The sequence below is a fragment of the Paenibacillus sp. UNC499MF genome (assembly GCF_900107975.1).
In the GTDB taxonomy this organism is placed as follows: Bacteria; Bacillota; Bacilli; order Paenibacillales; family NBRC-103111; genus Paenibacillus_F.
In genome coordinates, this window is the sequence record NZ_FNVF01000006.1 from 162,987 (window position 1) to 177,731 (window position 14,745).

2 protein-coding genes are annotated in these 14,745 nt (G+C 52.4%); both read left to right on the top strand.

Features of this window, described 5'->3' with window-relative positions:
• Nucleotides 1-8 precede the first annotated feature (8 nt).
• Nucleotides 9-6,584: a non-ribosomal peptide synthetase gene (locus C4S74_RS14940; protein ID WP_103996092.1), complete on the top strand. Its 6,576-nt coding sequence runs from the start codon at nucleotides 9-11 to the stop codon at nucleotides 6,582-6,584.
• A gap of 40 nt (nucleotides 6,585-6,624) precedes the next feature.
• Nucleotides 6,625-14,745, top strand: a complete 8,121-nt coding sequence (locus C4S74_RS14945) for a non-ribosomal peptide synthetase (protein WP_258042492.1) — start codon at nucleotides 6,625-6,627, stop codon at nucleotides 14,743-14,745.

Sequence of the window (14,745 nt, forward strand, 5' to 3'; positions counted from 1 at the left end):
GTGAAATTGTGTCTCAAGTGAAGATTAAGGATATTTATCCGCTGTCCCCGATGCAGGAAGGCATGCTGTATCATTCCATGCTGGATCGGGATTCACAAGCTTATTTTCAGCAAAATATCATTACCGTCGGAGAAGTATTGGATCGTGAGCTGGTTCAGCGCAGCCTGCAGCTGCTTATAGAGAGATACGATATTTTCCGCACGGTGTTCGTATATAAAGAAACGGAGCGGCCCCTTCAAGTCGTGCTTCAGGAAAGGGAGGCGCCTGCGGTCTACACGGAGGACGTTTCCGGCCTGAGCGAGGCTCTTAAGACGGATGCGCTTGAAAAGTTTACCGGAACTGACAGGACGAACGTTTTTGATCTGGAAAAGGATGTGCCCCTTCGTCTGGCTTTGTTCAAATGGAGCGAAAACACATGCAAACTGGTATGGAGTTTTCCGCATATCGTAATGGACGGCTGGTGCCTCGGCATCGTGGCCAACGACTTTTTCGGTCTCTACACGTCGCTTAGGGACGGAACCCGCGCCAATCTGGAACCGGTGTACCCGTTCAGCAGCTTCATTCAATGGCTGGAAAATCAGAACCGGGAAGAAGCCTCGGCTTACTGGAACAAGTATCTGGACGGACTGGAAAACGAAACGGCGGTTCCGGGATTCAGCCGGACTAACGGGAGATCCGCTTTCCGGCTCGAACATCATTCATTGAAGCTCGACGCCGCACTTACGCAAAAGATGGAACTGATCGCAAAACGTCACCAGGTTACAGTAAGCACCGTTTTCCAGACCGTTTGGGGCGTGCTTCTTCAAGCCTATAACAACAGCACGGATGTCGTATTCGGCACTGTCGTCTCGGGCAGGCCCGAAGAGATTAAAGGTATTGAGAACATGGTAGGACTGTTCATCAATACGATTCCTTTCCGGGTCAGCGGAGAGAAGAACGAAAGTTTCGCCGCATTATTGAGCCGTGTGCAGAGCGGCTGGATGGAGTCCAATGCGTATTCTTATCTTTCGCTCGCGGACATCCAGACGCAGTCTCCGTTAAAACATAATCTGATCCGGCACCTTGTTGTGTTCGAAAATTATCCCATATCCGAAGAACTTATCGGAAACGGGGATGAAGCCGGAGAAAGCCGGCGTCCGGATGGAGAACGAGGCCAAAAAAGCCTCCGGATCACGGAAGTGGACGGCTTCGAACAAACGAACTACGAGCTTACGCTGACGGTGATACCGGGCCGCGAGCTCGAAATCAAATTCAGCTTCAATGCGGAGAGTGTTGAACAGGCGGGAATCCGCGCGATTGCCGGGCATCTCTACGAGGTGCTGGGGCAGATCACGGAAACGCCTGAGATGACGCTGGGGGCAATAGAGCTGCTCACGGATGAAGAACGCGGCCTGCTGCGCGCTTTTAACGACACTGACGCATCCTATCCCGCCGAAAAAACGATGCACGGCTGGTTCGAACTCCAGGCGGCCATGACACCGGAAAAAATCGCCGTCATCTTCGGCGAGAAGCGTCTTACGTACCGTGAACTCAACGTGCGCGCCAATCGTCTTGCCCGGCAGCTGCGCTTAAAGGGTGTAGAGCCGGATAAGGTAGTCGGTATCCTTTGTGAGCGGTCTATCGAGATGATGATCGGGCTGCTGGCCATTTTAAAAGCTGGCGGGGCTTATCTGCCGATCGATCCCGCGCATCCGCAGGATAGAATCGATTATATGCTTGCCGACAGCGGGGCTGTTCTGGTGCTTGCGCAGCAGCATCTGACGGATCGCTCACCGGCTGGTATAGAGACTGTCAAGCTCGATGCGGAAAACCTTCTGACGGGCGACGGAAGCAATCTGTCTCGCGGATCGGGACCGGAACAGCTTGCTTATGTTATCTATACGTCCGGCACGACCGGAAATCCGAAGGGGGTCATGATCGAGCACCACGCCCTAATCAACCGCCTTCACTGGATGCAGAAACGTTATCCGTTGGACGAAAAAGACGTTATTTTACAGAAAACGCCGTACAGCTTTGACGTATCCGTTTGGGAGCTGTTCTGGTGGGGAGCTTACGGGGCGAAGGTGGTATTTCTGGAACCGGGCGCGGAGAAAGACCCGGCGCAGATTGCCAAAGCCATTGATAAGTACAAAGTAACGACCATGCATTTTGTGCCTTCCATGTTGTCCGTTTTTCTCGATCATGCGGAGAGCCGGATAGAGCCGGGTGCATTGTCCAGCTTGCGTTATGTGTTCGCCAGCGGCGAAGCGCTCAATCCTCAGCAGGCCAACCGGTTTAATTCGCTTTTTTACCGGACCAACGGCTCACGGCTGATCAATTTGTACGGACCGACGGAAGCGACCATCGATGTTTCCTATTTTGACTGCTCCTTCGGAGAAAATGCGCTGGACCGCGTTCCGATCGGCAAACCGATCGATAACATCCGGCTCTACATTACGGATGATGCGGGCCGCCTTCAGCCTGTGGGAGTTGCGGGTGAGCTTTGTATCGCAGGTACGGGTCTGGCCAGAGGATATTTGAACCGGCCCGAGCTGACGGCTGAAAAATTTGCGTCAGTTGATTTCGACCCATCCGGACGCATCTACAAAACGGGTGATCTGGCACGCTGGCTGCCGGACGGCAATATCGAATATCTCGGACGTCTGGATCACCAGGTCAAAATCCGCGGCTACCGGATTGAGCTTGGCGAGATCGAAGCGGCTTTGCTCGGGCATCCGATGGTCAAAGAAGCGCTCGTTATGGACCGGACCGACAGCCAGGGACAGAAGGTGCTGTGCGCCTATCTCGTATGCGGCCCTGATCCTGCCCCGGAAACGGATCTTCTGCGGGAGGCGCTTGCAGCAAAACTTCCGGGGTATATGATTCCTTCTTATTTCGTATTCCTGCCGGAAATGCCTCTTACATCCAATGGCAAAGTGAATCGCAGGGCGCTTCCCGAGCCCGACAAGGCTTGGGATGAAAACGGATATATTGCGCCCGAAGGAGAGACCGAGGAAGTGCTTGCCGCCATCTGGCAGGATGTGCTTGGAGTGGAGCGCATCGGAGCCGGCGATTCGTTTTTTGACCGGGGCGGGCACTCTCTGAAAGCGGCTTTGCTTGTATCCAAAATACATCAGCGGCTGCAAATCGATTTACCGCTGCGTCAAGTGTTCGAGTCGCCTACGATCCGTTCGATGGCCGAAGCGATCCGTAAAGAAGCCTTCTCGGCTCACCAAGCTATCGAGCCTGCCGAACCGCAAACCGTGTATCCGGTCACATCGGCACAAAAGAGATTAATGGTTCTGGATCAGCTGGAACAAGAGAGCACCGCTTACCATATCCCGCATGTGCTTATCAGCCGGGTTCCATTGGAACGCGGACGACTGCAGAGCGTTTTTGAGAACATGAGCGCCCGTCACGAATCTCTCCGTACTTCCTTTGAACGAATTGAAGCCGATGTTGTTCAACGGATTCATCCGAAAGCTGCTTTCAAGATAGAAGAAATTACTTTGTCGGTAGTGGGCCAAGAATCTTTAAGCGATCTTGACGAAAGCACGCAGACCGAGGAGAAAGGCGGAATCGGGGAACTCCCGGCGGGGTCAGGGTTAGCGGATATTTTGAAATCCGCTGTAGAAATGACGACGATTCATAAGGCGGGTGTGTACGGAACCGGCAGCCAACCTGAGGAACCGGCTATCGTGCAGGACCTTCTTACACCGACCGAGAAAGAGGCGCTAGACCGGGTTATCGAAGGCTTTATTCGTCCCTTTAACCTTGCGGAGGTTCCGCTCATTCGGGTGGGAGCGGCCGATTTAGCCTGCGGGGGCACCGCACTTTTAATCGACATGCATCATATTATAGCCGACGGTGTTTCCATGGCGGTCATTGCGAATGAATTTAACCGGCTTTATGCGGGAGAAGAGCTGCCCCCTCTCAAAATCCAATACAAGGATTACGCTGTTTGGCAGCAAAAACGAAACGCAAGTGGCGTTTTGGACGCCCAGGAAGCTTATTGGGCGGATAAGCTGAGCGGCGAGCTGCCTGTCCTGAACTTTCCGAACGATTTTACACGGCCTCCGCTTCAGAGCTTCGAGGGAGACCGATATATTTTCACACTCGGATCAGGCGAAGTCGAGGCGCTTAAGCAAACGGCATCCCGTGCCGGTGCGACGTTGTATATGATTTTGCTCGCTTCATTCAATACGCTGCTGCATCGCTACACGGGACAAGAGGATGTTATAGTCGGAACTCCAGTCGCAGGCAGGACGCACGCGGATCTGCAGCCCCTTATCGGGATGTTCGTCAATACCCTTCCGATGAGAAGCTTTCCTGCCGGGGACAAAACGTTCAGCCGGCTGCTTGAAGAGGTCAAGCAAACGGCGCTTGGAGGGTTTCAGAACCAGGAGATACCTCTTGAGTCGATTTTGGACAAGTTGTCACTCAAACGTGATTTAAGCCGCAATCCCTTATTTGACACGATGCTTATTTTTCAAAATCTCGGTATCGAAGAGATCGGCCAGCAGGGGGAACTGTTCCAGGCTTATGATTTCGGACATGACGTATCCAAGCTGGATCTCACCCTTCAAGCGGAAGAAAACGAGAACGGCGGCATCGATTTTCAGATAGAGTTTGCAACGAGCTTGTTCAGAAAAGAAACGATCCGGCGGCTTGCGGGCCATTATCTCCGCATATTGGAAGCGGCCGTCCGCAATCCTGACATCAAACTGTCCGAGATAGATATGCTGGAAGAACGGGAACACCGCATGCTGGTGGAGACTTTTAACAATACGGCCGCAGCATTCGCCGACGACAAAACGATCCACCAACAGTTTGAAGAGCAGGCAGCCCTCACTCCGGACGCCCCCGCCTTGTTGTACGGCGATCAGGTATTCAGTTACCGGGAACTGAACGAAAAGGCAAACTCGCTGGCGCGCACGTTACAAAGCCACGGGATCGGACCCGACCGGCTCGTCGGGCTACTAACGGATCGCTCTCCGTCCATGATGATCGGCCTTTTGGCCGTATTGAAAGCGGGCGGTGCCTATGTGCCGATTGACCCGGATTATCCGGCGGCTCGTGTTGCCTACATGCTGGAAGACAGTCAAGCCCGTGTTCTTCTCACCGAGGGCACACTGGCCAAAGATCTGCAGGGTTATGTGGACACCGTTATCTCTCTTGACAGGGAAGAAGTTTACGGAAGCGAGAGCGGCAACCTGGGGATCACCAGTGAACCTTGCCATCTTGCTTACGTCATTTACACGTCGGGCTCGACCGGAAATCCGAAGGGGGTTATGCTCCAGCACCGTTCCGTTTCCAACTTTTTTACCGGAATGCGGGAGAAAATCGATTTTGTCCCAGGACGTAAAATTTTGGCTTTAACGACGGTGTCTTTCGATATCTTCGTGTTGGAAACGCTGCTTCCGCTGTCCTGCGGGATGAGCGTCGTACTGGCGGAAACGCTGCATCAGACGGAACCGGCAGCGCTCAGCGGCCTAATTGCCGGACAGGGCATCGATACGCTGCAAATCACGCCTTCGCGCCTTCAAATGCTGCTTGGCAGTCCGGAAGGTGCTTCCAGCCTCCGGCATGTCCGTACTATTCTCGTCGGCGGCGAGGCTATGCCGGCTGCGCTTCTGCGTTCGCTTCAGGAATTCCCGGAATTGAACATTTTCAACATGTACGGACCGACGGAAACAACAGTGTGGTCTGCCGTGCAGAATTTGACAAACGCCGACTCCATCAATATCGGCAGACCTATCGCAAACACGCAGATTTACATCGTCGACGCCGGAGGCGGGCTGCAGCCTGCAGGAGTCCCGGGCGAGCTCTGCATAGCAGGCGAAGGACTGGCGCGCGGGTACTGGAACAGGCCTGATCTGACGGCCGAGAAATTTGTTCCCTGCCCGTTCGGCAAGGGTGGAGGACGGATGTACAAGACAGGCGATCTTGCCCGGTGGCTTCCGGACGGCAGTCTTGAGTTCCTTGGACGTTTGGATCACCAGGTCAAGGTCAGAGGATATCGTATTGAACTGGGCGAGATCGAGAGTGCTCTCGTTCGTCATGAAGCTGTCGAAGAAGCGGTCGTCCTGGCCAAGGAGGACGCTGCAGGCGGACATACGTTGACGGGGTACCTTGTTGTAAAAACGGAGATTCCGGCAGCGGAAATTCGTACCTTCCTCGGACAAAGTCTGCCGGATTACATGATTCCGGCCGCATTCGCCCAGCTTGAGAAGTTTCCTTTGACGCCGAACGGGAAAACGGACCGAAAAGCGCTGCTGGGCCTGGATGCCGTGCAAACTTCCGCAGCCGTTTATGCTGCTCCGTCAGACGAGATCGAAGAGCAGCTAGCTGTCATGTGGGCCGATATTCTTGGTGCTGAACGAGTGGGAGTAAACGATAATTTCTTCGAATTGGGCGGACACTCGCTCAAAGCGTCTCTATTCGTTGCCCGGGTACGTGAACAATGGGGAATCGAGCTGGAGCTGCGTCAGTTGTTCCGGCAACCGACTATCGCGGAGATTGCGGAGCATATCCGGCTGGAGCTGGAAGAATTACGCAGGCTGGAAGAAATCTTACGGGAAATCGAAGCGCTGGAGCAGGTGTGAACGGTGCAGACGGTAAAGACCAGGAGAGGGAGTGCGCCAAGTGGATTTATCAAAGCGAATAGCGAGTCTATCGCCGGAAAAACGCAAACTTCTGGAAGCAAGGCTCGCTCAGGAAGGATTGTCCGCGTCCCGTCCCGCGGGAGTCGGGACAGGCTCGTCGGCCGGGCTGCGGCCTCTGGAAAAAAAGGACGCTTATCCCGTATCGGCCAGCCAGAAAAGATTGCTCCTGATCCAAGAAATCGGAGATACGGCGGCCGCCTACAATATGCCTTTCGTCCTGCTTGTTTCAGGATCGGTACAAGCCGAAAAGATTCAAAAAGCGTTTCAGGCGCTGATTTCCAGGCATGAGACGCTGCGAACCTCTTTCCGGAAGACGGACGGAGAATACGAACAAATCATCCATGAACCGGACAAGATCGTCTTTAAGCTGGACTATTCCGAAGAAACGGTTTTAAACGTGGAAGAAGAGAGAAACGTCATCGACAGATGCGTTTCCTCTTTTGTCCGGCCGTTTGATGTGAGCCGGGCACCGCTGTTCAGAGCGGCCTTGATCCGATTGGCTCCGGAGCGCCATCTTTTGATGACGGATATGCATCACGCTGTCTCGGACGGCCTGTCGCTGCAAATTTTAGCAGAAGAATTTAACCGGATTTATCGTGGAGAAAGTCTGCCTGAACTGGCTGTTCATTACAAGGAATACGCCAATTGGCAGCAGGAGAGGATTCGTGACGGCGTGTTCCTCAAACAGGAGCAGTACTGGCTGAACGTGTTTAAAGACGAAATTCCCGTCCTGAACATGCCCGCCGATTATCCGAGACCGCAGTTGCAGAGCTTCGAAGGGGAACGCTGCGAGTTCCAAACGGAGCGGGGGCTTGCGGAAAAGCTTCGCCGTCTGGCCTCGGAATCGGGTTCCACGCTCTATATGGTACTGCTTGCGGCTTATTACGTTCTGCTTCATAAATATACGGACCAGGAAGACATCATCATCGGAACTCCGGTCGGGGGCAGGACTCACACTCAGCTTCAGCCGCTTATCGGAATGTTTGTGAATACGCTGGCTATCCGCCAGTCACCTGCCGGATCCAAAACGTTCCTTTCTTTCTTGAACGAAGTTAAGGAAGGAACTCTGGGGGCTTTTGACCATGAGGAATATCCTCTCGAAAGTCTGCTTGAAAAGCTTGGTCTCCGCAGGGATGTCAGCCGTAATCCGTTGTTCGATACGGTTTTTACTTTACAGAATAAAGCTTCCCGGTCTATGGAAATGGACGGACTGCTCCTGGAGCCTTATGAGGCGCAGTCAAAGGTATCTAAGTTTGATCTTTCGCTTCTGGCGGAGGAGGGCGAGGAGCTGACGTTCACTTTCGAGTATGCGACCAAGTTGTATGCAAAGCAGACCGTCGAGCGGTTAGCCGGCCATTATTTGCAGATTCTCCGGGAAATTGCCGGAGATAAGGACTTACAGCTATCCCAAATCGGTATGTTGTCCGCAGAAGAGAGAAGGCTGCTTCTCGAAGAACTGAACGACACGGCCGCACCATACGACCGGCAGGCTACGATACACGGCTTGTTTGAGGAGCAGGTGGAGAAACATCCCGGCCATATCGCCGTTTCATTTGAAGACAGGCGGTATACTTACAGCGAGCTGAATGCACGTTCCAACCGGCTTGCCGCCGCTCTGCAGGAGCTGGGTGTGGGACCGGATACCGTAGTCGCCATTATGCCCGAACGCTCTCCCGAAATGGTGATCGGAATTCTTGCCATCCTAAAAGCGGGTGGAGCCTATTTACCGGTTGATCCCGAATACCCGCAGGAAAGAATTTCGTATATGCTCGAGGACAGCGGAACCCGGATTTTGCTTACGCACCGGCATCTTATGGGCAGTACGGAATTTACCGGGCATACGGTCTTTATGGAGGATGAGAAGTGGTATACGGGAAATGAGACAAATCCGTGTGTGCCGGTTACATCAGATCACCTCGCTTATTTGATCTACACATCGGGAACGACAGGCAAGCCTAAAGGCGTCATGATTGAGCACCGGGGTATGGCCAACATGAAGCTGTTTTACGAGGATACACTGGGACTGAGTCCCGAGGATCGCATAGTGCAGTTCGCCAGTTTTTCGTTCGACGCTTCCGTCTGGGAAATGTATATGGCGCTCTTCATGGGCGGTGGACTGTACATGGCCTCGAAAGAGAAGCTGGTTCAACTGGATTTATTTGAAGCGTTTGTCCGGGAGAACGGAATAACGCTTGCCATGCTCCCGCCCACTTTTGCTGTTTATCTGGATCCGGTACGTTTGCCGTCCTTGCGGATACTGATTACGGGCGGTTCCGAATCTTCACCTGAGCTTGTCCGTAGATGGAGCCCGCATGTGGATTATTTTAATGCTTACGGTCCTACGGAAGCGACGATTTGCGCGACTGTATGGGAAGCTAAGCGGGGGACGGCCGTGGAAAGTCATCGGACGATTCCGATCGGCAAGCCGTTGTACAATACGCAGATTTATCTTGTAAATGCGGATTTGCAGCTTGTGCCTCAAGGAACGGCCGGGGAGCTTTGCATCGGCGGAGAAGCTTTATCGCGCGGCTATTTGCATCGTGAAACTCTCACCGGGGAAAAATTCGTACCGAATCCTTTCGCACCCGGACGAAAAATGTACCGTACGGGAGATCTTGCCAGATGGCTGCCTGACGGCAATTTGGAATATTTAGGCCGTATCGATCATCAGGTCAAAATCCGGGGCTACCGGATCGAGTTGGGTGAAATCGAAACACGCTTGCTGCTGCACGGCCGTGTCCGGGAGACGATTGTGCTCGTTCACGAAATCTCGTCGGAAAAAACGTTGTGCGCCTATTACACTTTCGAAGGGGAATCTCCGGCAGCCTCGGAGCTCCGCGAACATATGGCGTCGGGTCTGCCCTCTTACATGGTGCCGGCGCATTTTATCCCGCTTAAGGAGTTTCCCTTGACGCCTAACGGCAAGATCGACAGAAAAGCGCTTCAAGCGCCCGATCCGGCATCCAGTGCTTCCGATGAATATACCGCACCGCAAACCGAGACGGAAGTGCGTCTGGCTGCTCTGTGGGAGGAGGTGCTTAACGCGGATCGTGTAAGCCTTCACGATAATTTTTTCGAACGGGGCGGGCATTCCCTGAAAGCGGCACTTCTTCTCGCGAAAATCTCGAAGGAATTCGGTGTGGAGCTTTCTCTGCGAAAAATATTCGAAGCCCAAACGCTTCAAGCACAAGCAGCGGCAATCAACGCAAGTGCCGGAACGGAGGCGGCATTTAAACCGATCCAGAGGGCACCCGACAAACCTTGGTATCCGGTATCCCCGGCCCAGCGCAGACTGCTCGTCGTACAGGAAATCTCGGGAGCCGCAACAGCCTACAATGTTCCTTTGATTCTTGAGGTAAAAGGATCGCTTAATCTGGAGCGGGTCAATGAAGCTTTCCGTAAACTAATTGGCAGGCACGAAGCGCTTCGCACTTCTTTTACCCGAATTCACGAGGAATATGTGCAGGTCATTCATGATCCGTCACAAATCGCATTTCAGTTAGACGTTACGCAGCTTGCCGAATTGTCCGCAGATTGGACGGACGACCAACGAGAAATGTATATAGAGACAATTGCAGACGGTTTTATCCGTCCGTTCGACTTGGGATCGGCTCCTCTTCTGCGTGTGGGTCTTGTAAAGACAGAAACTGAGCGTCACTTGCTCTTGATCGATATGCATCATCTTATAACAGACGGAGCTTCTCTTGAACAAATGACAGAGGAGTTTATACGGCTCTACCGAGGAGAGGAACTAGGGGAGCTTTCCGTCCAGTACAAAGATTACACGATGTGGCAGAATCAGTTATCGGTGGACGGCACCGTGGCCCGACAGGAAAATTTTTGGCTCAATACGTTTAGCGGTGAAATTCCCGTTCTGAACATGCCGTTGGATTATGCGCGTCCCCAGCTCCAGAGCTTTGAAGGAGCCGTTTACACTTTCGAGGCGGATCACGAGCTTACATGGCAGCTGCATCAAATCGTTTCGCGTCATGGAGCGACTCTTTTCATGATCCTGCTTGCCTCTTATAACGTGCTGCTTGCCCGGTATTCCGGACAGGATGATCTGATTATCGGAACTCCCGTTGCCGGAAGGCCTCATGCGGATTTGGAAGATGTGCTGGGCATGTTCGTGAACACTCTTCCTCTGCGTAACTATCCGGTAGGTTCGAAAACGTTCGCGGCTTTCCTCGATGAGGTGAAGCAGAACGCCCTGCAGGCGTTTGAAAATCAACTGGTACCGCTGGAGGACCTGATTTTGAAGCTTCAGCTGCGCCGGGATGTCAGCCGTAACCCATTGTTCGATACCGTTTTTGTTTTGCAAAATACGGAATCCCGTGAAATGGAAACACGAGACGTCGCTTTTGCTCCGGTTGAGCATCACAGCGGAATTTCCAAGTTCGATCTGACTCTAACCGCACAGGAAACGGGAAGTCCGGAAGGTCCTCGTCTGTCTTTCAGCTTGGAATACGCGACAAAACTGTATAAAGAAGACACGGTACGCAAATTTGCCGATCATTTCATACAGCTATTGAAGCAAATTTCCAAGAGTCCCGAGGTGAAACTGTCGGACATCGATTTATTAACCGCCCGTGAGCGGAGCTTGATTCTTGAACAATTCAATGCGACGAAGACTGAGTATCCGAGGAACGCTGCCGTACACGAATTGTTTGAAGAACAGGCAGCGCTGAGGCCCGATGAAGCGGCTGTTCTTTTTGAAGATCAGGAGATCACCTATGCCGAGCTTAACCGGAAAGCCAACAGGCTTGCCTGGAGGCTGAAGGAAAACGGTGTCGGCCGGGACACGCTGGTCGGAATTATGGCCGAACGGTCACCCGAAATGATTGTGGGGATACTTGCCATTCTCAAAGCGGGCGGTGCCTTCCTGCCTATCGATCCTTCGTATCCGGAAGACCGGATCGCATACATGCTGGAAGACAGTGCGGCGAATATAATGCTTGCGGGTGATCGGGAATCTGCCCAAAGCATTATGGGCGGCTTCAAAGGGACCGTGTTAGGCTTAGGGGACCCTTTCGTGTATACCGGCTCAGAAAACAATATACCGGGAACAGCGGACGCGGATTCTCTCGCTTATGTCATGTACACTTCGGGTTCGACCGGGCAGCCCAAAGGGGTGATGATTGAGCATCGAAGCGTTGTCCGCCTTGTCAAAAACACCAACTTTGTCACGTTCGGACCGTCGGACCGGATACTGCTCACGGGAGCGCTTGTGTTCGATGCCTGCACGTTTGAAATCTGGGGCGCTTTGCTTAACGGGCTTCAGCTGTGCATTGTGCCGGAATCCGTGTTCCTTCATGCCGGAAAGCTGGAGGAAGCTTTGCGGACGTATAGAATTACGACGATGTGGTTGACTTCGCCACTTTTCAACCAGTTGGCTTTAACGAATCCGGCTTTGTTTGCAACGCTTCGTTATCTGCTCGTAGGCGGGGATGTGCTGTCGCCGACCATGATCGGTACCGTGAGAGATGCTTGTCCACAGCTTACGATAATAAACGGCTACGGTCCGACGGAAAATACGACGTTCTCCTGCTGCTTCCCCATTGACCGGGAATACTCAAACATTCCGATCGGCCGGCCAATCGCGAATTCAACCGTCTATGTGGTGGATGCGTCGGACAGGCTGCTGCCAGTCGGTCTTCAGGGAGAAATTTGCGTCGGCGGTGACGGTCTGGCCAGGGGCTATCTGAATCGCGAGGATCTGACCCGAGAAAAATTCGTTCCGAATCCTTTCCGGACCGGTGAAACAATGTACAGGACCGGGGATTTGGGACGCTGGCTGCCGGACGGCAGCATCGAATATTTAGGTCGGATGGATCAGCAGGTGAAAATCCGGGGCTACCGGATCGAGCCGGGTGAAATCGAGACCTGCCTGCTTGGGCACGAATCGGTGCAAGAGGCGTTCGTCACCGTTAAGGAATCCGCAGAGGGTCAGAAGTACCTTTGCGCATATATCGGAACTAGCGAATACCTCACGCCAGCCGAGTTGAAGGCGTACTTGAGCGGACGTATCCCCGATTATATGCTTCCTTCCAACTATGTGTTCCTGCAGGCTCTGCCGCTTACGAAAAACGGCAAAATAGACCGCCGTGCACTTCCGGAGCCGGAGCAGGACAGTCTTTCCTCATCGCCGTATGCTCCTCCAAGAAATACGAAGGAGAAGCTATTGACAGGTGTATGGGAAAGCGTGCTCGGTGTGGAAAGAGTCGGACTCGACGATAATTTCTTTGAACTCGGTGGACATTCCCTTAAAGCTATCCAGCTTATATCAAAAGCTCAGGAGCTGGGTCTGGAAATAGGGATGCACCAGTTGTTTCAGGTCCAGACGATTCGCGGCCTTTCGGAGCTTCTTCCTGCCTTAAAGGAGATTGAAGATGCGAGCCCGGAATTTTCCGATAAATACTCAGTCCATTCCGGGGACAATACCGGCGTTAAGACTATCGAGGAGGCAGAGACGCTTCTACACGAAAAATTCGGTTCCCGATTCAAGTTAAAAACTGACAAGATCGAGGACAAACAGTTGGTGGTACTGGAGCTTGCCAATGATTATGAGAAACGGCTTCCCGAGATTAAGGAATTTATCCGCCGTGGCTTCCATACGGATCTTCATCCTCATTTCATCGTATCAGAGGACGCTCCTGAACATGCTCCTGAACATGCGGAAGGGGATGAGAATGCAACGAAGGACAAAGGAGAGGCAGGACAAAGACTGTCACCAGAAGCGAATACTTTTACGGAAGCGGACCTTCAAGATAAACGGGTACAACTTCTGAAAAGGATATTATCCGCCAATGAAGCTTGGGAAACCGCCTTAAGACAGCTGCCGACTGTAGAGCGGTATCCACTAGCGCCGATCCAGGAGTATCACTTGGCTTATCCCGAAGCATCGGGAACACTCCTTTCTTTTAACGAATTACTCGATATGCAGAAGTTAAATGCAGCCCTGGATCGTGTGATCGGCAAGCATGATCTGTTGAGAAGCCAGCTCGTATCGGCAGGAAAAACGTGGGAGTGGGAGCTGAAAGAAAAGACTAAGGGATTCGTTCTTCCCGTTGTTGATTTGTCGGCATACACGCCTTCTGAGCAGCAGCAAATCTTGTCAGGTTTGATGAAGGAGCTTTATTACAGCCCATATGAACTGGAAAGCGGCGCCTCACTATACCGGTTTGCTCTAATTTCGCTCAACTTGCGGGAGCATTATCTGCTGCTGCCGTGCTCGCACATCATTTTTGACGGCATGAGCAGCGAAATTCTGAGATCTGACGTGCTGGCGTTTTACAATGCGGATAATGAACTACGCTCAGAGTCCGATCAAAACAAGACAAAGCAATCGTACCGCAGTTATGTTCGTCAAGTCCGGAATGGTCCGGCTGATATCGGAGATAGCGCGATTAGCGAACAGTTCCGGCTTGAAGCTTTTCATAAGCAAACGTCGGTGATCGGTGAAGCCTTACAGGGAAAAAACCGTTCCAAAGCGACAAAGTTTATGCACGAGATGAACTTTGAAGGACAGGCCGTGGAAGCGGAACTATCTGTGCTCATGTGGCAAACGGCTCTAGACCTTGCGCAACAGGTTTTCTCTCGATATTTCGGTTTAAAAGAAGTGCCGGTCTGGCTTACGAATTACGGCAGAAATTATGCGGGAAGCCATTATTACGACACGGTCGGCGAATTCATCGATCAAATTCCAATCCTGCTTGATGGTACTTTCGATGAAGAAGAGAAAGGTGTACAAAATCTTCTCCAAAAGGCTTCGACGCATAATCTGAACTTTTTTAATTTGATTTATAACCGGCAAACGGCGGAGATGTACCCGCTTTCCGGCTATTATTTACAGCATAGTCTCCAACATTTTCCGATCGTCGTGAATTATCTTGGGGAAACAAGTAAGGAAGGGGAGCTTCTCCAAGAGTTGGACGATCCGGACATTTTTTCGTCGGAAGTTCGGCCTGTCATTTACTTTACCGTACAGCATACAGACAAACATTTGCATATTTCTCTCCTGCTGCCTTATGAGGAAGACGAAGAAACGATCAGCCGCATGTTTGAGCCCGCGATTCCATCCTTCCAGACCATCAAGCAGTAA